This is a genomic window from Thiomicrorhabdus hydrogeniphila (assembly GCF_054656895.1).
Genome location: NZ_BAAHXL010000001.1, coordinates 498,870 through 523,256 on the forward strand (window position 1 = coordinate 498,870; position 24,387 = coordinate 523,256).

The following is a 24,387-nucleotide window of genomic DNA, read 5'->3' on the forward strand; positions in this document are numbered from 1 at the left end:
AGGCTGTTTGTACTCTATTTTGAATTTAAGGCCGTAGTGGGCGTGTTCCAACTGATGACGACATTTTGTTTACCCCAGGCTTTGGCTTTTTTATAGTCAGTACCCATATAAATATCGATTTTGTTTTTCCAACGTTTGTGCATTTTATCAAGCACTAAATACTCACCTGGCAACCCCTCGATTTTGACTTTAGAGCCATTTCTAAGGCCTTTTTTAAGTAAATCTCTAGAAACGGCTATGGACTTTATTCCTGGTTTTAAAGGATTGTTCCATGCCGCCAAAAAAGGCGTTTTATCGGTTTGTGCTTCGTGAGAGGTGTAAGCGGTTGCGGTAACTTTTAATTCAGTGCGTGACAGTTTATCCGTATCATCGTTACTGCCGCATCCAGATAAAGCGAGCAGGTTTATGACTAAAACACTTATCCATTCTGCGCGTAGAAAACTCATGATAAACAGCCTTTTTAAAGATGTGGTTTAAAACGAAAAGCCACTCTTAAAGAATTTTACTGCAATTGGTGGGTATTTCAAAACCTATCATTTTGATTAGATTGATTTTTGTCTTTATTAGCAAGTTATACCAGGCCTGATAAAAACAGAAATAAGCTATCTTATCGTTCTAATCGATAAATTAGATCAATAGAACTACTGTCGTCAGCACTATTGCTTTTAAGCAGTAGCTTTTGGGTAAGTTGATAGAAAAATTGTACGGCGTTATTTTGTTGTCCGGTTAGGTCTTTGGCGTAGCGAACATACAGTTTGTCCGTTAAGGCACGACCAACTAATAGGTTGCTGACTTTTTGGTTTTTAACATCAAAGTACACATCTTCTACTCCTAAGGTTCGGGTTAGGGTATTGAGTACAGGGGTGTTGTTTTGAATCCCAAATTTATAGAAAGCACTTAATACTTGAGATTGGTAGTCGGGTTCTTGTGATGAATCACTGGCACGACCAAATATCAGGTAGTTGATTACTTGAGCTTGTGAGGCCGATGGGTCTGAATAAAAGGCAAACTGCGGTTGGGTAGCACTGCCTGTAATATTAAGGCGTGCGGTGGTTTGACCGACCACTCTAAATAAATTTACATTTAAAGCGGGGTTGGCAATAGCGCCATTAAAGGTAAAGCTAGATTTGGCTATTTGTACTTGGTTACGTGCATCAAGGTTAATATAGCCATTCAGTAAGTTAACTTCGCCCAAAGCTTGAAGATCAGGGCTGTCGCCTTGTTTAACCAGTTGCAGTACGCCACCTAAAAAGGTCTGTGCATCACGCACGTTGATTTTTACATTTTTGCCAAAACCAATTTTTATATCGTAGCTTAATTGACTAATGGTTTCTTGTTTGGGCACAACATTGCCCTGCTTATCAATAATGATTTCATCATCACTGGTTGCAGTGTGTTCATGTAAAGGCATTTTGTCTAAATTTAGGCTACTGTCGTGAAGTTTTGCAAAGCCTTTAATATGGGTGGCGCCTTCTAGTAATGTAACGTCGATATCTGCTGCGGTATTCAGTTCGGTAAATTGGGTTTTAAGTAATTCAATGGTGTCCGTTTTGAAATTGGCTAACAGTTTAGGCTGGGTTTGAAAATCTAGCAGATTAACGGTTAAGTCAGCGTGTCGATTATTAGGTTGTGACCATAGGCCTGTGGCAGCAATAATTTCAGGTGTAACATTGGCGGTAAGGTTAATGTCTTGATCTGATAGACCTAGCAACGGCAGGTCAAGGTTTACATCTAAAGTGGCTTGCGTATTGTGTTGCGGAGCATTTAATTGCCCAGAAAGTTGTGTGTGTAATTTTAGGGCGGTTTTATGCAGTTTTACAAACTCTAATGCGCGCTTATTTAATGTCCAATCATTAAGGCTAGCTGTAATATCACCTTGTAATTGAGCATTTGACCAGGTCTGATTGGCTTTTTTGTGGCTGTCTATTTTAGCGGTTAAAAGCCCCGTTTCATTCAGTTGTGCTTGGCTTATTAAACTGGCTTTATTGTTGTTAATTTTGGCTTGTGCTTGCCAGTTTTTAACGTTAATAGGAAACACAAAACCTTGTTCTATAATCGCAATATCAAGCTGTGGAATGCTTAACGATTGGCTGGCAACCAGTGTGTTTTTCCAGTTAGCTTGGCCTTTACCATTTAACAGTCCTTTGAGAGTGATATTTGAATTTAACCAAGGTTCTAACCAGTTAAAAATAGGCAGGTCATGCATGCTCCAATGTGCCTGATTTGTGTCACTATTTATGCAAAAATCAGAGCTTGGGTTTTTTTGCGATGCAATACAAAGGTTATTAAATTGCAGTTGGTTAGGGCTTTTCCAATGAATGTCGGTTGCTTGTTTTAATGACCAATCACCCACATTGGATTTATTTGTATTGGTTTGTTTAATATCAAACTGCTGTAATTGAATGGTTTGTTTTTCTAAAGAGGGTTTATTCTCAACCGTTTTTGCTTGAATGCTTAAGTTTGGATGTGTGAGTTGAATATGGCTTATAAAACCATTTGTCGTAGCGTTATTTTTTTGATTGCCTTGTCTGTTTATATCAAGAGCAGAAAGCAATAGCTGGTTTTGATATAACCCTGTTTTTTGTTCAATGTGTTTGGCTTGAAAATGCAGTTCACTTTGCGCTAATTGATGCAATGGAATATGCCCATTGAAACTAAGCGATTTAGCATACAGAGTTTGAGCCGGTTTATTTTTAATAGCGGGTAATTGATAACCTATTTTATTGGCACTAAGTTTAACCGTTGACCAGGCCTGGTAAATTTCAGAAAAGTCTTTTTTAAATTGACCTTTTGTACTCATATTGAGCTTAACAGAACCGCTTAAAGGCGTATAAATTTGCTTTAATTGGTTTAGGTTTGCATTGAGGTTAATGTCAAAGTTTTTTGCCCATTGTCCTGATAAATCTGCCTGGTTATCGCCTAAGACTAAATGTGCTTGTTGTATTTTTCCGGACGAGAAATCGTCCGCTAATGAGAGTTGAGCTTGAATCGTACCAGCATGTTCGGCGTATTTAAGATGTGTGTTGGCAATATCAATACGATAATGGGCTTGCGTGGTTTTAGCGTCTTTTATTGCTAATGTGTTTTGAGCCATTGAATTAAGTTGGGTGTTAATTTGCCCAGTTAAAGAGAGCGGTTTTGGCAGGCCTGTTAAATCAAATTGTTGAATATTAAATTGACTTTTTCGTTGGTCTAAATTGACTAGTTTCCAGTTAAATTGACTGGTCAATTGATAGTTATTTTCTGGATTAAACCACTGTAAATTGAGCTGTTGAGTGTTGAAATGAATATCAAGTTTATTATTGGTTAAGTTGCCAGTACCTTGCGCTTGCAGTGAACCCATATTGGCAAATTGACTCTGTAGCGTAAAAACCATGTTTTCGGGTTTAGCCGCTTTTGTTTGTGGTAATGCTGTATTGATTGTTAATGACGATAAAGGTGCTGTTACATCAAAAATTACTTTGGCTTGCGGACGGGTTTTAAATCCAATATCTAACTGACCATGAGTGGTGAGCTTGTTGCTATCAATGTCATATTGAGTTTGAGTTTTACCTTGAGCCTGTTCAAGTTGCCATTGGTTATTAAGTTTAGCTTTAAATTCTTGCCAGTGTGAATCAACACGAATGAGATTGCCTTGAATATTTAGCGTGTGTTGCGAACGACTAACATAAGGTAATGTGGTGTTTAGCTGAATTTGAACCGAATTAAGGCTACCTTGTATTTGGCTTGTAAACTGTAATGATTTAAAGGGTGAGGGTGCAGCCACTTTTTTTGCGGTGTCAGTGGAGCTTAAATCGGTTAACTCAACAGCTAAGTTAGCTGAAAATTTACGAGCGTTTAACAGGGTAAAATCAGAGGTGGTGGCTATTTTATAATGTTGATACAGGCCTGTTAAATTGGTTACGTTAAGTTGTTGGTTGTGCCAATGTATAGCGGCATGCAGTTGCTTAATTTCTTCTGCTGGCTGATTATCAATTTGTAGGCTAGCTTGTTTAAGCTGAAAATCGTCTATATGTAGTTGAGTGTGGTAGTTTTTAGTCAATTCAAAAAGAGCGGCCAGCGGGCTTTCTGTACTGGCAGTTTGATTTGGTGTGCTAATTGTTTGTAAGTTAACGTTAGACACGATTAATTGATCAATTTGCACACGGTTTGTAAACAAGTCTTTAAGTTGCCAATGCCAGCTAATATTGTCAATTTGTAGGTCAGTATTGTCATTTTTAAACTGTATATTGTGCAGCGTTAAACCATCAATTAAACGACCTTGAGCGGATTCGATTTGTAATTGACCATTTGTCCAACTTGAAATATACGGTAGGGCTTTTTGCGCGGTATTTGAGTTAAAAAGCAGTAAACTTAACAATATACCAAGTGTAAAAAAGACAATGAGAAATAACCCTAATGAAGCCAGGCTAAACCAAAGATAAGAACGAACGATAAGACTATTAAGTTGCGCGTTTTTTGCCGTTTGTTCAGGCTTTGTTGTGTTTGACGGAATATTTGACTGAACACTTGATTGGTTAGGATCTGTTTTCATAAATCAAACCCCAATGAGAAGTGCAATCGCCAATCTTGTCTACCAGGCTCAGAAACAGGCCAAGCAATGTCTAACTTAGCGATACCAACGGGTGTGTAACCTCGTAAACCAAAACCAGCGCCTACTTTTACATCTGTTGACTCTTCAAGGTTAAAAAGTTGACCTGCATCGACAAACGCCCCGACCCCAACATATTCGCTCAGGCGGTAGTCAGTGTCTAAAGAGCCTAATACCATGTTTTCTGCACCCTCAATCGTGCCTGTGCTAGAAGTTATACCAATGGATTCAAAGCCATAACCTCGTAAATTTTCGCCACCGAGTAAATAGCGATAAGATGCTGGTACGACTTCATCTTTATCGGCGGCAGTTAATACCATTTTAGCTTTGGCGTGTAGACGCCAAAAATCCATTATGGATAAAACGCCACTACTTGCGAGCTCGATTTGTGCAAACTGAGAATCAGAAGCAATGCCGTCAAAACTTCCGCGCAAGGTTGCGCTGTGTCTATAACCAGACGTAGGGTATGCGTCGTTATTTACCCAGCGTGATTTAAGATTAATACCAAATAATAAGGTTTGAATAATATCTTCTGAGCTGTTTGTGTAGCGATAGTTTTCAGATTCAAATGAGACAAAGGGGTTAATTAACCATCTTGGCGTTGCCTGAAAATTATAGTCAGCGGTTACCGATTTTTGGGTGAGGTCAAGTGTGTCGGATTGCGTTGATTCATAACCAAAACCAATGTTCCAATGTTGTACCGCAGGTCGGTCACCAGGAATATGGTAGTTAAAATTAAAGTATTGAGAACGTTCACCAAACAGGCTGTCTACTTGATAACTATGACCTTGCTTGTTTATGAGCCGGTTTTCAAAACCAAATAAAAGACGTGCGCCAGTGTCGGTTCCGTAACCAATACCCGTGTCGTAATGATGTTTTAAACTTTCTTCAACTTCTACCGATACTGGAATACGTTTATTCTTTTGTTCAGTGAATTGCGGAATAACGCGAATAGAACCAAAATAATGGCTATCAATCAGGCTTTTTTGCAAAGCGACAATATCGGAATTTTTAAAAGTATCACCAGGCTTAAATTCAGCAAATTTAGCTAAAAAAGCGGTTTCTATTTTTTGATTACCATGAAACGTGACTTGCCCAAATTGATACGCAGTTTTGGTGTCAAGATGTAAGTGTATGTCTACGGCATGTAAATGTGGGTAAACTTTAAAATTACGTTCTGTAAACGCCGCATCCATAAAACCTTCATTTAAGGCTAAATTATTTAAAGCATTAACGGTATCGGTATAGTTTTCATGGGTAAAGCGTTCGCCAACTTTAAGTGGCATTTGAAACTTTTTAAACTGTTTCCAAGCCTCTAAGCTTTTGCCTTCACCTTCAATAACAATATCAATCTTACGAATTTTTACCGCTTTACCTAAGGTAATAGAAAAGTTGGCTAAGGTTTGTTTAGCAGTACGTTTTAAAGTTTTGGTTAGGCTAGCTTGGTAATAACCCAATGCTCGTAAGGTATCTAAAATTTCTTGTTGAGCACGGTTAAATAAAAAGTCTGTTTGCGCAGGGTATTCATCACGCTTTAAATTACCTAATGAAATCTCACTAATTAAACGCTCTTTTAGTTTGTTATCACTACTGTCGGTAAATTTAATGGTTACTTCTAATTTGGGGTGTGTGGCAGAGGGTTTATTGGTCGCTTCTTTACTAATACTCTTAACCGGTTTAGGTTGAACCTCTTCAGCATAGGCATTATAAGGCAACAGTAAAAAGCTTAAGCAAAGTACCGTTATTGATAACCAAGTAGAGTGGCAACGCAAATCGTTCATTTGGCGTGAATATACGCGGTGTTTAAAAATAGAAATAACATAAAATTAGTATTGTGCATGTTTTTGTATAACAAAATATAGCTGTAACATAATGAAACCTAAGCACCTAAAATCGTGAATATAAACCCTATTTCTTTATTGTATTATGGATTGGTTAATCTTTACCGTAATTAACTGAAAAAAAGCTATTTTAGCGTGGTGATTAAAGATTAAGGCTTCACGTAATGTAATAAAAACGATAAAGTCAGTAGTGAAAACACGGTTGAAAACATAATGGTTTGCGCGGTGACTAAGGCATCTTTTTTATAAAAATCAGCTAGCATATATGGCCCTGTACCGGTAGGTAATGCGGCTAACATTACTGCCATCATTGCGAGTTCAGTTGGCATATCAAAAACTTTAAATGCAAGCCAAGCAACTAATAATGGTTGTATGATCAATTTTGCGATGGTTAAGGATATTGCCGTGTTGCGAACTTTGGCCGAATGTGACGATTCTTGAGCGGACGAGTGTGCTAAAAACAAGCCTAAGCTGACCAATGCAGCAGGGCTTGCGGCATCGGCTAACAAGCTTAAAAATGTTTCCATGCTTTTTGGCAAGGTATAAGGTGTGGCTGAAAATACGGCTCCTGCAATGGGGGCGATAACTAATGGGTTTTTAAACACCGCCTTAATAACATTCATGGTGCGTAAGCGCCAACCTAACGTAGCATGTAAGGTAATTTCAATTAAGATTATTCCAAACCCAAATAACAGCGAAACCACAATAATGCTAGAAATAGCCGTAGGTACTTCACTGGCCGATCCAAATATTAAAAACATAAGTGGAAAACCAATGTATCCCGTATTGGCGTAAGAAGCGGCCATGCTATCAATGCTAGATTCGGCCAAATCTTTGCCTTGGCTCAGTCGCCAAAACAGAACCAATAAAAATACCGCAAAAGAGCCAATAATATAAACCGCTATAAAGTCAGGTTGAAACATGGCGTTCCAATCGCTTTCGGCCATAATTTCAAACAATAAAGCGGGCAGAGCCAACCAAATTACAAAACGGTTTAATTCTGTTGCCGAGGTAGGGCCCAGAATTTTGGTTTTATAACTAATATAACCTGTGGCGATTAACGCAAAAACAGGGAACAGAATAGTAAATGTAGCTAACATAAATCGAATTTAACCAAGGAGGTGACGTCATTCTGTATATTGTACGGTAGCAAATGGTGTTATACGGATTAATATGACAAGGTCATTATTTATTTTTTATTGGTATAAATTTTGCTTTTTTAAAATTAAACGCAATACCAGGTAGTTATTGAACTAATTATTTGAAGAATAGCTTAACTAAATTGAATTATTTATTAATATTTAGAATATTGTCAGTATTTCGGTTTAAAAGATTTTACAAAAAAAATTGCAAAGACATCTTTGCAAAACATCAGAAAGAGCATAAGTATGAATGAATATCAGCTACCCGATGACCTTGTCATCCTCTCAACTTCCGATTTGCAAGGTAATATTTTAGATTATAACGAAGGCTTTAGAGAGGCTTCTGGTTATAGCGATGAAGAAATTAAAGGTAAACCACATAATGTTTTGCGCCATTCTGATATGCCAAAAGAAGCGTTTAAAGATTTTTGGAGCACTTTACAAAATGGTGATCCTTGGCAAGGAATGGTCAAAAATAAACGCAAAAATGGTGAATACTACTGGGTTATGGCTAATGCCAGTCCAATTATTGAAAATGGTAAAGTAACAGGGTATTTGTCAGTACGTTACCCTGCTACTCAAGCACAAAAGCAACACGCCACGGAGCTTTACGCAGCCATTAAATCGGGTTCCGCTACGTTTCCTTGGACGCGCAAGCAATCTAAATTGAAAAAATTATTTTTACCTTACGCCAGCATTTTTGTTGGCTTGTTAGCCTTTTTGGGTTTAGCCACACAAGCTGAATTGACGCCAACGGTGAATGCCTTCTTAGGGACTGGAATTTTAGCCATGTTAGTTGCGGCTTGGTCGGTTTATAAATCTTCTTCATTGTCTAAAAATTTACAAGTAGGTATTGAGAACCTCGCCAACGGTAAATTTAAAGAACGTATTCAAGATAATACGGAATTAGGCTTTTTAATGAACATGGTTCGTTCGAGAGTTGCGGAAAGTGCGGCAAAAAATTACGATGCAGCCAAATCTTCTGCCATTTTAAATACGGCCATGAATAGTGCGAGTACCAATTTAATGGTGGCGGACTCAGACTTTAATATCAAAAGTATCAACAGCTCTTTAGAGGAAATGTTTTCGCGCAACGAAAAAAGCATACAACAAGAATTACCAAATTTTTTAGCTAAGGATGTAGTGGGATCAAATATGGATGTGTTTCATAAAAATCCTGCTCACCAACGAAAAATGGTTCAAGCTTTGCAAGAGCCTTGGACAGGAGATCTAATTGTAGGTGATTTGGTCTTACAATTGACCGTTGTACCTATTATTCGTAATAAACTCAAAATGGGTTATGTGGTTGAGTGGCTTGATAAAACCAATATCATCAAGAATATTAACGATATTACCCGAGTGCTTAAACACATTGAAGAAGGTGACTTTAATTACCGTGTTGAAGTATTTCCTGGCGATTTAGAAGAGCTTGGGCATGCTATTAATAGCACCATGATTACGCTTGGTGGTGTCATGAGTTCAATCAGTGAGGTGATGATGGCTCAGGCGTCGGGTGATTTAACTAAAGAATTACCGCCTGGTGTTTTTAAAGGCCAAGTTCATGACATGAAAAGTGCGATTAATTTCTCAACAACAAAAATTAAACAAGTAGTGGCGTTAGCTATAGAGGTGTCAAGTACGGTAAGCCACGCCGCTGCAGAAGTCTCTCAAGGTTCATTAGATCTAAGTGGTCGTGTACAAGATCAGGCTGCAGCGATAGAAGAAACATCGGCGACAATGGAAGAAATGAATGCCCAGTTGCAAAGCAGTAGTAGCAATGCTCAAGAAGCCAGTAATGTCTCTACTCAAGTTAAATCTAAAGTTGATAAAGGCATGGATATTATGCAGCAGAACATCCAAGCCATGAGTGCTATTGAAGAGTCTAGCCATAAAATCGCTGACATTGTTTCACTTATTGATGGTATTGCTTTCCAAACGAACTTATTGGCGTTAAATGCTGCAGTAGAGGCGGCTAGAGCAGGGGAGCATGGTAGAGGTTTTGCCGTGGTTGCCGGTGAGGTTCGCAGCTTGGCACAAAAATCAGCCGAGGCGGCAAAAGACATCAAAAAATTAATTGATGAAACGGTTGTACGAGTAAGCCAAGGTTCTTCTTTGGCTAGTGAATCGGGAGAAATGTTAAATGAGGTTAATCTATCAATTGATTCAGTAGCAAATATGATTGCACAAATAGCTGGAGCCTCTAAAGAACAGGCAGAAGGTGTGCACCAAGTGCACCTTGCTATTAATCAAATCGATAGTGTGACTCAGCAGAATGCGGCTTTAGTAGAAGAAACGAGTGCATCGGCAGATAACCTCAGACAACAAGCAGAAATTCTGCAAAAAGAGATGGCGTATTTTGATACAGGGCCTAGTCAGACTCTTGAGTTTGAAAAATATGGATTAAATAAAAAATAATGCATTCATTAAGAGTTTTATTGGTGGATGATAATGAGGTTCTTCGACGTATACAAATCCCTATAATCAGTAGCTATGGACATAATGTTATTGCTACTGAAGGCTGCAGGGAAGCTATGGAATTATTAAGTAAACAGGATTTTGATGTGATCTTAATGGATATGGTTATGCCAGAAGTAGATGGTCTGGAGTGTACTAAAAATCTCAAAGAACAGGGCGTTTCTGTACCAATAGTCTCTTTAAGTAGCAACGATAGTCTCAGTTTTTAAGAGGATTGTTTGGCCGCTGGTATGAGTGGTGTATTATCTAAGCCTACTAATAAAGTTGAGTTTGAAGAAGTGATGCAAAAAGTATTTGGGTGACTACTCCCCGCCCATAGCCTTTAAGCGACGGGCGGGGAGTAGTCACAGCATTGGTTAATACAACTCCCATCACGCCAAGCTTACGAATAAGCTTACCTTGGTCATCCTTTTTAACTAATTCTTTTATCATGCCTTTTTGAAATTTTTCAATTTGAATGCAGGGAAAGCGCAGTGCCATCAATTGAATCACCGCCTGTTTTCCAATATGCGATTGAGTACCAAGTATGTAAATTAAGCGCTTATATTTGAATTAAATAAATTTGTCGAATGTTTTTCGAGTCGCATCTTTTTTAAGTAATTAAATGTGTTGTATTGTGGTGCCAGTATAGGCATCGCCCTCGACACCAAAATTTTTAATTAATTAATTGAATGGAATCAGTATTTTCTTTACTAAAATTATGATTTCCACTTCAATTCCTTTTTGAACCTGGGGAATCTATAGAATATACCAGGCCAGGTATTCTTTGTGGTTATTCATGTTTTGTATGCATAGGGTAAGTCGCGATAACTGAGATTACACAACAAGTAATTTAACCAAGAAATAACCACCAATTAACAGCATGAAAAACAGTATTGCTGCCAAAATAAACGCTTTACCACCCACTTGTTTCATTTTGCTTATTTGGGTTTCCATGCCTAAAGCGACCATGGCCATGGTTAATAGAAAAGTATCTACTTCATGAATAGAGCTAACAATGTGTTGTGGTAATAGATGTAATGAATTAAATGCGGCAACCGCTAAAAAGGCAATGGCAAACCAAGGGATCGCTGCGACAAAAGAAGATTTTTCTGTTTGGTTTTCTGATTTTTTACGACTCATAAACCAACTGACGACTAGGATGGCTGGCACAATCATAAGAACTCGCGTCATTTTTTCAATGACGGCATAGTCTTGTGCATCTTGAGGCAAAATGCTTGAAGCTCCGACCACTTGAGCCACTTCGTGAATGGTAGCGCCAAAATAGAGTCCTTTTGCTTCGTTACTTAATTGAAAAAAGTGCATGCCATCTAAAATAGGATATAAAAACATCGATATGGTTCCAAAAACCACTACCGTAGCAACTGCGGCAGATGTTTGGTGGCCTTGCGCTTTGGTGACAGGTTCTAATGCTAATACTGCCGCCGCACCACAAATACCACTGCCTGCCGAGGTAAGCAATGCCGTTTCTGAATCCATTTTTAAGAATTTAGTACCAATCATATAACCAACCGATAAAATCGTTGATACGACTAATGCCGCCAATAAAATCCCTTGCCATCCAATAGAAGCAATCTCCTGCAAGGTAATCGCAAATCCGTAAAGAATGATTGCCAAACGCAAGATTTTACGTGCAGAGAAGCTAATACCAGAATGCCACTCTTGCGGTATGTGTTGATGTAGCGTATTGCCATACAAAGCACCCAGTAAAATACCCACAATTAATGGACTTAAACCTAATTGGGTAATAAATCCTGTTTGAGCAATAGAGTGAGCGGCAATGGCAAATAAGGCGACCAGTAAAATGCCTTTTAAGGTGTCTAGTCTAGGGAATGGAGTGGATAGTGTCATAACTTTTCTCATTAGGTTGATGGATAAGAGGTTGATGAATAATGGATTTCAAGTTTCATTTTAGAAAAGTCTAGATATAATAAAATCTTATTAATTTATATATACTATCGGAATTTCTGATGATTAAGGCTAACTATCTACTCACCTTTGCCAAGGTTGCGGAGTTAAAAAACATTACACTTGCTGCAGAAGCCTTGCACCGTTCACAACCCGCCGTATCAGGCCAATTAAAAAGTTTGCAAGAATCGTTTTCTGAACCCTTGTATGAACGCAAAGGAATGGGGGTGGAGCTAACTGAATTAGGGCTATCTTTACTGCCTTATGCACAGCGACAAACCAAATTGTTAATTGATGCCGAAACGTTTCGTTCGCAAATAGAAAATGATCAAGTTGTCACTTTAAAAGTAGGGGCGTCAACCACCATAGCCAATTACGCTTTGCCAAGGCTAATTGCGCAATTTCATAAAAATTATCCTATGATTAAGGTAGATGTTTTGGTAGGAAATACTCAAAAGATTTTAAATAATATCACCACCTTAGATGCGGCTTTTGTAGAAGGGCCAGTGCGAGGTATAAAAAATACAGGCTTCTATCCAGTAACGTGGCGACAGGATGAATTGATTGTTATTATGCCGCAAAACCACCCATTAACAGGCGTTAAAGACATAACGCTTAAATCATTGATTGAGTATCCAATCATACTAAGAGAATCGGGGTCTGGTACACGTGAAATGATAGAGTTGGCATTTAAACAAAAGCTGGATTTTGAAATTGAACCTGTAATAGAGCTTTACAGTACCGAATCAATAAAAGAATCTGTAAGAGTCGGTTTAGGCATTGCCTTAGTATCAAAGCTGGCAATAGAAACCTTACCTCCAACCATTGAATGGAGAGATCTTGCCGAGCAGGATTGCATTATTAGACCTCTATCCATGTTACTGCCCGAACTGGGGCACAACACTCACTGGATTCGTGCGTTTGTTCGTTGAGAGCTTACTCATTTCTGGCTATTCAATGTTTACAACATAACGCGAGTCAGGCGACTGATCAGACTGAGTGACTTAAAAATAACTCGCAAACGGTAAAGTATGAAATAGCGTGCAATATTATTGTTATGTTGTAACAAAAAAGATTACTTTATAAATGTTATGTTGTAACATAATAAACTTCTTTAAAAGAGGTTGTATTATGAAAAAATTACCTGTTACGGTTTTATCTGGTTTTCTTGGCGCAGGCAAAACTACCTTACTGAATCATTTGCTTAATAACCGTCAAAATCTTAGGGTGGCCGTTATTGTGAATGATATGAGCGAAATTAATATAGATGCCAGTTTGGTTGAGGGTGAAGTGAGCCTAAACCGTTCTGAAGAAAAAATGGTTGAAATGTCTAATGGGTGTATTTGCTGTACATTACGAGAAGATCTTCTTATTGAAGTTTCTAAGCTGGCTAAGTCTGGGCGTTATGATTATTTAGTCATTGAATCAACAGGGATTTCAGAACCTTTACCTGTGGCCGAAACATTTACTTTTGAAGACGAAGATGGCTCTTCATTGTCCGAAGTTGCAGATTTGGATACCTTAGTGACTGTGGTGGATGGGATTAATTTTTTAAAAGATTTTAGACAAGCTCAATCTCTACAAGACGCTGGCGAAAGTTTAGGCGAAGAAGATGAGAGAAGTATTGCCGATTTATTGATTGATCAAATTGAGTTTGCCAATATATTACTGATTAGTAAAACCGATTTAATGACCGATGATGAGGTTAAAGAACTACACGCTATTTTACATTCACTTAATCCAGATGCTGAGATTGTAGGCATGCAAAAAGGGCAAGTTCCGTTAGAGAAGGTACTCAATACCAAAAAGTTTGATTTTGAAAAAGCGCAACAAGCCCCCGGTTGGCTAAAAGAGATGCGTGGTGAACATGTACCAGAAACAGAAGAATACGGTATTGGTAGTTTTACGTTTACTTCACGTAAGCCATTTCATCCACTTAAATTTCACCGTTTTCTTACCGAACCTTGGGCAAAAGGTAAGCTAATTCGTTCAAAAGGCTATTTTTGGTTAGCAAGCCAACCACAAATGGCGGGTATTTGGAGTCAAGCAGGTGGTATTGCACATCATCACTGGGCTGGTATGTTTTGGAAAGCTGTACCAGAAGATCGTTGGCCAACCGATGAGGAATCCAGAAAATTCATACAATCCAAATGGGTAGAACCATTTGGTGATATGCGTCAAGAATTGGTATTTATAGGGCAAGGTTTAGACAAACAAGAAACCATAAATCAGTTAGAATCTTGTTTATTAACCGAAGATGAACTGTATGCTGGCGTAGAATATTGGATGCAAATGCCAGACCCTTTTGCCGAACCTAAAATTGAACCTAAGGCAGGTTGATTTTATGCCAAAAACGTAATGAGAGATAAAGCATGAATACTTTAGATAGCCATATTCAACAAGCAAAAATGGTTTGCCAGCAACAAGGGCTACGCTTAACGGCCATTAGAGAAAAAGTGCTACGTATACTCTTGCAGGCTGATAAACCACTGAGTGCTTATGATTTATTAGAAAAATATAAAGCCAGTGAAAAAAGTGGCTCACAACCCATGACTATTTACAGGGCGCTGAGTTTTCTTGAGAATTTATCATTTATTCATAAGCTTGTTTCTACACGGCAATATGTGGCTTGTCATCATTTAGAAGATGAGCATCATAGTGTATACACTCAATTTCTTATATGTGATCACTGCGGGCATATTGAAGAAGTACCTATAACAGAGTCTTTGTGGAAAACACTGATACAAAGAGCTAAACAAACGAATTTTAAGGTTGAACAACCCAATTTGGAGATACATGGTATTTGTCAAAGTTGTCAGCTTAATTGATTAGAGATTAAATTATGATTAGACGTAACCCAAGTGGGGATTTACCCCAAATCCATTCTTCTGCATTTGTTGATCCAACGGCTATTTTATGCGGAAAAGTGATTGTATCCGAAAATGTATTTATTGGTCCTTATGCCGTTATTAGAGCGGATGAAGTGAATGAATTAGGTGAGATGGAACCTATTACGATAGGAGCTCATTCTAATATTCAAGACGGTGTTGTTATTCACTCTAAAGCTGGAGCAGCCGTTATTATTGGAGAAAAGACTTCAATTGCACATCGTTCTATTATTCATGGCCCCTGTGAAATTGGCTACGGGGTGTTTATTGGTTTTAACAGTGTGTTATTTAATTGTAAGGTAGGCAATGACGTTGTGGTTCGCCATAATTCTGTTGTTGACGGCTGTGATTTACCACACGGATTTTATGTGCCTTCAACAGCTCATATTGACCGCCATACGGATTTAAGTCAGTTTCCAGAAAAAACGGTGAGTTTATCGGAGTTTTCAGAATCGGTTGTTCAAGCAAATAATCAGTTAGTGAGTGGCTATAAAGCTATTCAAAACGAATTTTAAAAAGGAAGTTTTATGACATCAAAACGTATTTTGCGAACGGCTTTGTTTTCGAGTGCTTGCTTAATGTCTGTTGACGCTTTTGCTGAAACCCATGCCGCGCATGAGCATGGTGTGGCTCAAATGAACCTTGTGCAAATTGAGAGCAATGTAGTGTTGGAAGTTACCAGCCCAGCTTTTAATGTTTTTGGCTTTGAACACAAGCCACATACAGAACAAGAAAAAGCACTGGTTAAAACCCGTTTAAAAACCATGAATAGCGGTGGTTTGGTTCTGTTTGATACGGACGCAAACTGCGAGCTTAAAGAAACAAAGCTTAAAAACCCATTTGCTGACGATCATCATGACCATGAAGACCATGACCATGAAGGTCATTATAATCATCGAGATATTCATGTGGAATACACGTTTACATGCAAAAACCCACAAGCTGTATCACAAATTAATTTGCAACCACTGTTTAAAAATTGGCCACAGTTAGAGCAAGTGAGAACCCAATGGGTTATTGGCAATCTGCAATCTAGTGCTACAGCCACTCGTCAACAGGCGCAGGTTAAATTAAAGTGACCGCCGTTAATGTCATTGATATTAAAGACTTACATTTTCGCTGGCCAACACAAACTGAAGATTGTCTAAACCTGCCTAGCTTAACCGTTAAGCAGGGTGATCATTTATTTATAAAAGGGCCAAGCGGAAGTGGTAAAACTACGTTGTTAAATTTGTTATCGGGTATATTTACCCCGCAAAAAGGACAGCTTAAAGTTTTAGATACGGAACTCTCTAGTTTGTCGGCGCTTAAACGTGATCAATTTCGTGGCGACCATCTTGGTGTGGTTTTTCAACAATTTAATTTACTGCCTTATCTCAGCACTTTAGAAAATATTCTATTGCCACTGAGTTTTTCTAAACGACGTCAACAGCGTGAACCTCATCCAAAAGAGCGTGCTTTAGAACTTCTTGCACTTTTACAGTTACCTCAAGCCTTAATAAAACGCCCTGTTAATCAACTGAGTATTGGCCAGCAACAACGGGTTGCTGTGGCACGAGCCTTAATGGGGAACCCAGAACTTATTATTGCTGACGAACCCACATCCGCTTTAGACACAGATAACCGAGATCGCTTTATTGAATGTTTGTTTTCTGCCGCAGATGCCGTTAATGCCACGTTGGTTTTTGTAAGCCATGACTCTCACCTGGCTAAACACTTTACACAACAGCTTGATTTATCTTTACTCAATCAAGTATCAGCAAGCAATAGCACACAAAGGTAAGGAGTAACAATATGCATATTTTTTCTCTTGCCATAAAAAGTGCCTGGAGCCGTAAAACCAGTTTACTATTGGCGACTTTTTCAATTGCGATTAGTGTGATTTTATTGCTGGGGGTGGATACGCTTGGCAAAGAAACCAAAAACAGCTTTTTAAACACCTTATCACAAACGGACTTAATTGTTGGCGCACGTAGCGGGCCTGTAAATTTACTGTTATATAGCGTGTTTCATATTGGTAATGCCACCAATAATATTGATTACAAAACGTATTTAAGTTTAAAAAACATGCCTGAAATTGAGTGGATTGTGCCTATTTCATTGGGTGATTCACATAGAGGGTTTAGGGTAATTGGTACTTTGCCTAACTTTTACCAACACTATCATTACGGTGATCAACAAGCACTCGCTTTTAAAAAAGGGCATGCATTTACGGATTTATATGATGTAGTTTTGGGGGCAAAAGTAGCACAAAAATATGGCTATAAAATAGGTGACCCAATTGTACTAGCGCACGGTATTTCAAGTAATGGTTTGGGGCCAAAGCACGCCGACAAACCGTTTAAAGTAAGCGGTATTTTGCAAACCACAGGTACGCCCATAGATAACAGTTTACAAGTGTCATTAGATGCCATTGAAGCTATTCATATAGATTGGCAAGGCGGTATGCAATCGCCTTTAAAAATTTCAGCGGATCTTGCTAGAAAACTCATTGTACAACCTCAAACCATTACTGCGGTATTGGTTGGTTTAAAAAGCAAACTTACCACCTTTAAAATGCAACGTAAGCTTAACGAGTTTGCCGCAGAGCCATTATTAGCGATTTTACCTGGTGCAACCTTGGCCAGTTTATGGCAAATAATGGCGCCTTTTGAACAAGGTTTATTAGCCATTGCGGCTATGGTGTTGTTGGCAGGGTTAATTGGTATGTTAATTACCTTATTTAGTACCTTAAAAGAACGCCAACCCGAAATTGCTATTTTGCGAGCCATAGGTATTCATGGCTATGATGTGATTTTTCTTTTTGCATTAGAAGCGCTGTTTATTATGGTGATTGGTACGCTATTTGGTGTGTTGGCTCTTTATGGTGGCCTTGCGTTGTTATCACCCTGGTTAGCCGAGCATTATGGATTGTTTATTTCATTAACTTGGTTGGATAGACAACAAATGGCCTTTATTGGTTTTGCTTGGTTGTTAGGTGTGATTATTAGTTTAATTCCAGGTATCATGGCTTACAAAACCAGTTTAAATAAAGGGTTAAGCAGGTAATGGCTTACAAACTATTAATTAAAAATTTAGCAATATTATTACTCTTTACGGTGTTTTCTGGTTCGGTTTGGGCGGCAGATACCGAGGTTAAAAAAATAAACTGGAGTAATCTTATTCCAGAAGGCTATGAACCTGAAAAACTATTAGAACAGTACGAAGACGATATTAATCGCATAAATGAATTGCCCGACAATAGTGAAGAGGGGTTAGCGTTACTGCAAAAATTACAAAACATTATTGCTAGTTCGCCCGTTAATGAAAAGCTAGATGGTCAAACGGTTTCTATTGCGGGGTTTATAGCGCCAGTTGGTATAAAAAATGGCGTTGTAAATCAGTTTCTATTAGTGCCATATTTTGGCGCATGTATTCACGTGCCAGCCCCACCTGTTAATCAAACTATTATGGTAACTACCGCACCTGGAGAGGGTATTAAAATGCACATGGTAGATTTTCCATTTCAAGTAACTGGTAAACTTACATTGCAACAAACCAGTACCGATATTGGTACGGCGGGTTACCATCTTATTAACGCCAAAACAGAGCAATATAAAGATGATGTTTGGCTAGAGTAAGGTTTGTTTTGCTTACACAATATTGCTCCCGAATATTTACCAGGCCTGGTATATTCTATGTCTATTACGCCTTGTAAAGGCAAACCTTTCTTACCCGAACCTATCCCAAATAAACTCGTAATTCAGTTTCACTCTTAACTACTTAAGACAAAGCTACTCATTCAACGTAAAATACGACGCAATACGCTAAAAATTCAGGAAAAGTTATGTTTAATATCGTTGTGTGTGCCTTGTATAAATTTGTCACGCTAGAAAATTACCAAGAAAAACAGGCTCCATTATTGAGTTTTATGCATGCTTATAACGTAAGAGGCACTTTGTTACTTGCCCATGAAGGTATTAATGGCACCGTTGCAGGTTCTCGGGCCGACATTGATGCCCTATTAGATTTTTTACAAAAGGATGAACGTCTAGCTAATATAAGTTTTAAAGAATCGTTTGTTGATGAGATGCCATTCTTACGCACTCGTGTAAAACTCAAAAAAGAAATTGTCACAATGGGAGTGGAAGGCATCGATCCAAAACGATCGGTTGGCACTTATGTTAAACCTAAAGATTGGAATGCGTTAATCAGTGACCCAGATGTTGTTTTGGTGGATACTCGCAACGATTATGAAGTGCAAGTGGGTACTTTTAAAAATGCATTAAACCCAAATACCGAAAGTTTTAGACAGTTTCCCAAATACGTAAAAGACAATCTTGATCCAAGTAAAAATAAAAAAGTCGCCATGTTCTGTACGGGTGGTATTCGTTGCGAAAAATCAACGGCCTATTTAAAAGAACAAGGGTTTGAAGAGGTTTATCACCTTGAAGGCGGTATTTTAAAATACCTAGAAGAAGTGCCAGAACAAGATACTTTATGGGAAGGGGAGTGTTTTGTATTTGATGAACGTGTTACCGTTAATCACGCCTTAGAAAAAGGCACTTATGAGTTGTGTAATGGTTGTCGTATGCCAATTACCGAGCAAGATAAATTAAGTGAAAAATACCAACATGGCGTAAGTTGCCCGCATTGTTTTGATAATACAACACCAGAACAAAAAGCCCGTTTTGAAGAACGTCAAAAACAAATGGAATTAGCAGAGCAGCGCGGCGAAAATCACATTGGTGCTGATATGGCTTCAAGCATTATTATAAATAAACTTAAAAAACAGGAACAAAAAGAAAAACAACGCCAAGCATCACGTCAAAAACGCCACAGATAAATAATTTAGGGCTGGCAATTCCTCAAAACTAGGCTCATATATAAAAATTTCAACTTAATCTTACATTACACAGTTGTTGAGAAGCCTTTTTAATCTAATAACTTCGCCTTGATATTTTCTATCAGGCTTCCCGTTACTTTTTGCAGTTTGGCAAAAAGTAACCAAAAAACAAACCCCGCTCCATAAATGGGCAAGTTCTAAGCTGTTCACTGACAATCTCGCAACTTGCTGAGCAAGCTCAGCTTCGGACAGTCGAGATTGTTTAACCGTTCTCTACGCTAAGAACTTCGCGCCATTTATTCCAAGGGGAGTTTGGGTATTTGCCCAAGCACTTTCTAAAGAACAAAGCTTAATTGTGGCTTATAGGTTTTTAACTGAAGAATGCTTCTAATGAAAACGACTAATTAATCCTGTACTGTCAGATTAAGTTTAATTTTCTACAGCTCATAACCACTTTATAGATAAAGTTACCCTACGCCCACAAAACGATTTGATCACAGGGCATACCAGGCCTGGTAAGTCTTGCGGTTATCTAAACGAACCAAAAGTTAATCTTTGTTTCTGTCTTTTTTAGTCAATTTTAATGGTTGCAAACCCTTGGTTTTGATAACCCATAATGGATAAAAAGGTGTTACCAACCATAGTAATGCCACTTAATAAGTCTTTTTGTTCAAGATTGTAACGTCGAGTAGCAATCGTACAGGCTTCCATGTGTACGCCTTCAAGTTTCTGAATTTGTTTTATCCGTTCGTGTAGCATCAGAACATCGGTTGCAAGTTCTAAATTTAAACTCTCTATATTCTTAGTAATTAAACCGGCTGCGCCACCGCGAAATGCAAAAACCATTTTGGGTTGTAAACCTTGACGAACCATATCTTGATAGGTCTCTTCAATAACATTCAAACGTGAAATTAATTTCTGTGGATCAGCAAGTGTGATATCCCAAAGAATTTTTCCTGTTTGCATACCTACAATGGCGCGAGAGTCTGTGGGCTTTTCGGCAAGCACTAAAGCTGGTGCTAAGGTAAAAATCAATAGAATAGCTGTTAATAGCGTTTTCATCTCTTTCCCTCCCATTAAAGTGTAATTACACTTAAAGCATAGCAGAGAACAAAAACATAAATGCAAGCATCATTGATTTCTAATGTATGTGTATCTTATAGAAATGACTTTGTTGGCTTACCTTGTTTCCAGTTGTAGCGTAGAGCCGAGAATAAGGTAAACCATTAGTATGGCTTTAAGGCAAAGCAATAAAATCAAAAAGATGTTTTAACTGAATATCCGAAATAAAAGGGTAGCGTCCCAATGCCATTAAGTTAAGCTGTAACGCATTGATTATGTTAAGATAAAGCTTACATTTTGGTTATAGAAAAGGAATTAACAAATGTCATCTTTAAACTTCATTTAAAAACACTTATACCCTTATTAATAATATTTTATCTAGACCTTCTTTCATAAAACAACACCGTCTATCCAAAACTGCTTTCACTCGAAATCGCAGCTTAGATTTTTCCAGTTTAGTTCTTTTTCTACTCAATTTTAGAAAACAAACAGGGCAAACAGAACTCAATCAGTTCTTTGAACATGTTCAGTCTAGTTCTTCTCGCCGATTACCTTCGCAGTCTGCTTTAACTCAGGCAAGAAGTCAGTTATGCTCATTGACCTTCAAAACGTTAAACAACCACTTGGTCAATCATGTTTATGCTGAATCTAAACGTTTAAAGCATTGGAAAGGGTTTCGATTAGCAGCCATTGATGGCTCTATGATGCGACTACCCAAATCAAAAAATATAGTCGATAATTTTGGCGTACATAAAGGACAGAATTCAACCGAGGGCTGCCCTATGGCACTTTGTTCTGTATTTTATGATGTTTTAAACCGCGTAGTGATCGATTCAACCATTGAATCGATTCATACATCAGAGAGAACTTGCGCAATTGAACACCTTCATTACTCAACCAACAAAGATTTAGTGTTATATGACCGAGGCTATGGTGGCTTCCCTATTTATGCTTATCATCAACAATGCAATAGAAAGTTTTGTGCAAGAGTAAAGGTAAACCAACTCAAGATCGCTCAAGCTTTTGTAAAGAGCGGTGCTAAACAACAAGTGGTCACGCTTAAGCCCTCAAAATACTCTGCCAATCAATGTCAACAAAATGAATTGGATGCTGCCCCTATTACACTGCGTTTAATTCGGGTAGACCTAGACTCAGAGGTTGAGGTATTAATCACCAATTTAATGGATGAAAGACATTATCCAACGAGTTGCTTTAAACATCTTTATTTTTTACGTTGGGGCATTGAAGAAAACTATAAGCGATTAAAACAATGGCTAGAAATTACCAACTTTTCAGGCAAGACTGCGTTGTCAATCAGACAGGATTTTTTTGCCAAAATCTTAGCAGCTAATCTAACAGAAATACACAGCTGGGTAGCACAGAAAAAAGTGAACCGAAAAGATAAAAAACGCAAACTCAAATATCGAGTTAATTTTGCACAGACGGTTTCTAAAATGAAACACTCACTAGTCAGGTTTATTTTTTTGGCTCACGGACCAACTCGTAAATTAGATAAAGAACTTCGAAGGCTAATTAATAAGATAGCATTATCAGTAACGGCCATTAGAAAAGGTCGAAAATTCAATAGGACTTTGAGAAGTAAAGAGAAATTAGAACTGCCAATTGAGTATAAATCATGCCTATAAAACAACGACTTACAGCTTAACTTAATGGCATTGGGTAGCGTCCCTGTTTTTCTTTTTATGATAAAGTCTAAGCGTCCAGTTTATTGGGGGAACTTCACTTTGACCCCTTTAATTTAACAAAATGATTAAATTTATTATTACATCGGGATAATATTACATTAGAATTTTAATGAATCGTCTAATGTTTATGCTAAATAAGGTTGATACTTTTGGAATACTATCTTGATATTGATTGTTATGGAACACATGAAAAAATAAATTTAACCTCTGAAGAGTTTAATTTATTAAAGAGCTCTAAATCTGTTTTAGATAGTGCTTTTAAATTTGAAGAAAAATATGACCTATTAATTTCTAATTACGTCGATTTGGAAAAAGATATATTTGGATTAACACTAGAAAATATTGTAAGTTGGGATTGTAGTTTTTTTATGTTTTACCAACGAAGAGCAATAATAAATAGGAGGTTTTTGGCGGTACTAACTATGGCAAGGCTATACATAGATAGCATTGCTTCTGATGCTAAAAAGTGCGTGGGTAGACGTGATGTTTCTGCTGATATTCGTGAGTTTTTGTCTGCTCAATATGACAGTAATATTGAATATAGATTTATCGAGGCCTTGAGGAATACTGTGCAGCATCATAATTTACCAATCCATTCATGGAGTAATGGGATTAAACATATTGATAATGAAGAAGCTTCTATTACCGAGTATCACAGTTCTTTTTACGCAAGAAAAAAAGAACTTTTAAAAGACAATCGTTTTAATAAAAGAGTTTTAAATGAGTTGCCTGAAAGCATTGATTTATTAAAGTCTATGCGAATATATATAACTTGTTTAAGTGACGTCCACATTCAAACTAGAGAATTAATGGTTGATGAAATTGCATGTGCAAGAGAGACAATTGAAAAATATATCAATAAGTTTAAGTCTTTAAACAACGCGGATTCGGATAATAACTGCAATTTGGAAATAGGAAGAGCCAGTTGAGCTAAACTCACAGGCTTTTCCCGACCAAGAGAATTGCAAAATGAGTTATAGCCAACTGACTGAGTGTCAAAGATACCAGATTTACGCATTATTGAAAGAGAGATTGTCACAAAAAGCGATTGCCGAAAATATTGGATGTCATCCTTCTACCATCAGTCGAGAATTAAAGAATAATCGTGGTAAGCGTGGTTATCGCCCTAAACAAGCTCATTCCTTGAGTGTGAAGCGACGTAAAACCGCAAAAAAACGAATCAAATTGATTCCAAAGGTACAAGAAGCGATACGAAGTCTCATTAAACAAGACTTAAGTCCAGAACAGGCGGCAGACTACATTAAAAAACAGCTCAACATTTCGCTTCATCATGAAACTATCTACCAGTTCATTTATGAGGATAAGGCGGAAGGTGGACAGCTCTACAAGCACCTGCGTATAGCCAATAAACCCTATCGTAAGCGTTATGGAGGTTATGATTGTCGAGGTCAAATTGTTAACCGAGTCTCGATTGATGAACGACCTAAAGTCGTCGATGAAAAGATTCGAATTGGAGACTGGGAAGGCGATACGATCATTGGCAAAGGTCATAAAGGTGCACTATTAACCCTCGTGGAGCGAAAGACGCTTTACACCATTATTGTGCCATTACAGGGTAAGTTCGCAGACAAACTCAAAGAAGCCGTTATTGCTGTATTAGAACCACTCAAAGAGCGTGTGCATACGATAACGTATGATAATGGCAAAGAGTTTGCAGAACATAAGGCCATGGCAGAGGCATTGGACGCACAAGTGTTTTTTGCCCACCCTTATGCCTCATGGGAAAGAGGCATAAACGAAAATACGAATGGATTGATACGGCAGTATTTTCCTAAAGGCACTGACCTAAGGAGCATCACTCAAGAGCAAGTTCAATTTGTGATGGACAGATTAAATAATCGTCCTCGAAAAACACGAGGTGGTAAAACACCCAATGAATTATTTATGGGGCTGCAGGTAGATTTACTTGCAGCATAATTTAGAAATTG

The 24,387-nt window shown here is 38.0% G+C and carries 22 protein-coding genes; 15 read left to right on the forward strand and 7 right to left on the reverse strand.

The features are described from left to right. Positions 1–14 precede the first annotated feature (14 nt). The 4 genes from ACYQ0E_RS02060 to ACYQ0E_RS02075 all read right to left on the reverse strand — a co-directional run bounded on the left by ACYQ0E_RS02060 (position 15) and on the right by ACYQ0E_RS02075 (position 7,532). The gene (locus ACYQ0E_RS02060) at positions 15–446 is read right to left on the reverse strand and encodes a 3D domain-containing protein (protein ID WP_460186598.1); all 432 of its coding nucleotides are present in this window, start codon (positions 444–446) and stop codon (positions 15–17) included. A gap of 161 nt (positions 447–607) precedes the next feature. Further along, positions 608–4,534 carry a translocation/assembly module TamB domain-containing protein gene (locus ACYQ0E_RS02065; protein ID WP_460186599.1) on the reverse strand — a complete coding sequence of 1,309 codons (3,927 nt, stop codon included), beginning with the start codon at positions 4,532–4,534 and terminating at the stop codon, positions 608–610. After that, positions 4,531–6,372, reverse strand: a complete 1,842-nt coding sequence (locus ACYQ0E_RS02070) for an autotransporter assembly complex protein TamA (RefSeq protein WP_460186600.1) — start codon at positions 6,370–6,372, stop codon at positions 4,531–4,533. The genes ACYQ0E_RS02065 and ACYQ0E_RS02070 overlap by 4 nt, the downstream gene beginning before the upstream one ends. A gap of 209 nt (positions 6,373–6,581) precedes the next feature. Next, a complete protein-coding gene (locus ACYQ0E_RS02075) occupies positions 6,582–7,532 on the reverse strand; it encodes an AEC family transporter (protein WP_460186601.1) in 951 nt (316 codons plus the stop codon). Positions 7,533–7,820: 288 nt separating this feature from the next. On the opposite strand from ACYQ0E_RS02075, the gene ACYQ0E_RS02080 reads away from it, so the two are divergent. Together ACYQ0E_RS02080 and ACYQ0E_RS02085 are read left to right on the forward strand one after the other, a co-directional pair. Next, on the forward strand, positions 7,821–9,989 hold the full coding sequence (locus ACYQ0E_RS02080; RefSeq protein ID WP_460186602.1) for a methyl-accepting chemotaxis protein: 2,169 nt from the start codon (positions 7,821–7,823) through the stop codon (positions 9,987–9,989). Continuing rightward, the gene (locus ACYQ0E_RS02085; RefSeq protein WP_460186603.1) at positions 9,989–10,258 is read left to right on the forward strand and encodes a response regulator; all 270 of its coding nucleotides are present in this window, start codon (positions 9,989–9,991) and stop codon (positions 10,256–10,258) included. Before ACYQ0E_RS02080 ends, ACYQ0E_RS02085 begins: the two co-directional genes overlap by 1 nt. A 46-nt stretch (positions 10,259–10,304) precedes the next feature. On the opposite strand, the gene ACYQ0E_RS02090 is transcribed toward ACYQ0E_RS02085, so the two are convergent. Both ACYQ0E_RS02090 and ACYQ0E_RS02095 read right to left on the reverse strand, forming a co-directional pair. Continuing rightward, complete coding sequence (locus ACYQ0E_RS02090; RefSeq protein ID WP_460186604.1) at positions 10,305–10,541, reverse strand: hypothetical protein; 237 nt, start codon at positions 10,539–10,541, stop codon at positions 10,305–10,307. 324 nt (positions 10,542–10,865) lie between these two features. Continuing rightward, positions 10,866–11,900 carry a YeiH family protein gene (locus ACYQ0E_RS02095; RefSeq protein WP_460186605.1) on the reverse strand — a complete coding sequence of 345 codons (1,035 nt, stop codon included), beginning with the start codon at positions 11,898–11,900 and terminating at the stop codon, positions 10,866–10,868. 119 nt (positions 11,901–12,019) lie between these two features. On the opposite strand from ACYQ0E_RS02095, the gene ACYQ0E_RS02100 reads away from it, so the two are divergent. The 10 genes from ACYQ0E_RS02100 to trhO all read left to right on the forward strand — a co-directional run bounded on the left by ACYQ0E_RS02100 (position 12,020) and on the right by trhO (position 19,670). Beyond that, on the forward strand, positions 12,020–12,889 hold the full coding sequence (locus ACYQ0E_RS02100; RefSeq protein WP_460186606.1) for a LysR family transcriptional regulator: 870 nt from the start codon (positions 12,020–12,022) through the stop codon (positions 12,887–12,889). A gap of 199 nt (positions 12,890–13,088) precedes the next feature. Continuing rightward, positions 13,089–14,297, forward strand: coding sequence for a zinc metallochaperone GTPase ZigA (gene zigA / locus ACYQ0E_RS02105; RefSeq protein WP_460186607.1), 1,209 nt, complete (start codon positions 13,089–13,091; stop codon positions 14,295–14,297). Between the two features lie 32 nt (positions 14,298–14,329). Then, positions 14,330–14,785 (forward strand): transcriptional repressor, encoded by a 456-nt coding sequence (locus ACYQ0E_RS02110; protein WP_460186608.1) that lies wholly within the window; start codon positions 14,330–14,332, stop codon positions 14,783–14,785. 14 nt (positions 14,786–14,799) lie between these two features. Beyond that, the gene (locus ACYQ0E_RS02115) at positions 14,800–15,360 is read left to right on the forward strand and encodes a gamma carbonic anhydrase family protein (protein ID WP_460186609.1); all 561 of its coding nucleotides are present in this window, start codon (positions 14,800–14,802) and stop codon (positions 15,358–15,360) included. Between the two features lie 12 nt (positions 15,361–15,372). After that, positions 15,373–15,924 (forward strand): ZrgA family zinc uptake protein, encoded by a 552-nt coding sequence (locus ACYQ0E_RS02120; protein WP_460186610.1) that lies wholly within the window; start codon positions 15,373–15,375, stop codon positions 15,922–15,924. Beyond that, positions 15,921–16,628 carry an ABC transporter ATP-binding protein gene (locus ACYQ0E_RS02125; protein WP_460186611.1) on the forward strand — a complete coding sequence of 236 codons (708 nt, stop codon included), beginning with the start codon at positions 15,921–15,923 and terminating at the stop codon, positions 16,626–16,628. The genes ACYQ0E_RS02120 and ACYQ0E_RS02125 overlap by 4 nt, the downstream gene beginning before the upstream one ends. An 11-nt stretch (positions 16,629–16,639) precedes the next feature. Beyond that, the gene (locus ACYQ0E_RS02130; protein ID WP_460186612.1) at positions 16,640–17,893 is read left to right on the forward strand and encodes an ABC transporter permease; all 1,254 of its coding nucleotides are present in this window, start codon (positions 16,640–16,642) and stop codon (positions 17,891–17,893) included. Continuing rightward, entirely contained in the window at positions 17,893–18,465 is a 573-nt protein-coding gene (locus tag ACYQ0E_RS02135) for a DUF3299 domain-containing protein (protein WP_460186613.1), read from the forward strand. Before ACYQ0E_RS02130 ends, ACYQ0E_RS02135 begins: the two co-directional genes overlap by 1 nt. Before the next feature lie 3 nt (positions 18,466–18,468). Then, positions 18,469–18,603: a hypothetical protein gene (locus ACYQ0E_RS02140; RefSeq protein ID WP_460186614.1), complete on the forward strand. Its 135-nt coding sequence runs from the start codon at positions 18,469–18,471 to the stop codon at positions 18,601–18,603. Between the two features lie 68 nt (positions 18,604–18,671). Further along, entirely contained in the window at positions 18,672–19,670 is a 999-nt protein-coding gene (trhO, locus tag ACYQ0E_RS02145; protein ID WP_460186615.1) for an oxygen-dependent tRNA uridine(34) hydroxylase TrhO, read from the forward strand. Positions 19,671–20,240: 570 nt separating this feature from the next. On the opposite strand, the gene ACYQ0E_RS02150 is transcribed toward trhO, so the two are convergent. Beyond that, positions 20,241–20,732 (reverse strand): DsrE family protein, encoded by a 492-nt coding sequence (locus tag ACYQ0E_RS02150; RefSeq protein ID WP_460186616.1) that lies wholly within the window; start codon positions 20,730–20,732, stop codon positions 20,241–20,243. 371 nt (positions 20,733–21,103) lie between these two features. On the opposite strand from ACYQ0E_RS02150, the gene ACYQ0E_RS02155 reads away from it, so the two are divergent. From ACYQ0E_RS02155 to ACYQ0E_RS02165, 3 genes are all read left to right on the forward strand, one after another. Then, positions 21,104–22,378, forward strand: a complete 1,275-nt coding sequence (locus ACYQ0E_RS02155; protein WP_460188687.1) for an IS4 family transposase — start codon at positions 21,104–21,106, stop codon at positions 22,376–22,378. Positions 22,379–22,587: 209 nt separating this feature from the next. Next, entirely contained in the window at positions 22,588–23,367 is a 780-nt protein-coding gene (locus tag ACYQ0E_RS02160; RefSeq protein ID WP_460186617.1) for a hypothetical protein, read from the forward strand. 40 nt (positions 23,368–23,407) lie between these two features. Next, the gene (locus tag ACYQ0E_RS02165) at positions 23,408–24,376 is read left to right on the forward strand and encodes an IS30 family transposase (protein ID WP_460186618.1); all 969 of its coding nucleotides are present in this window, start codon (positions 23,408–23,410) and stop codon (positions 24,374–24,376) included. Positions 24,377–24,387 lie beyond the last annotated feature (11 nt).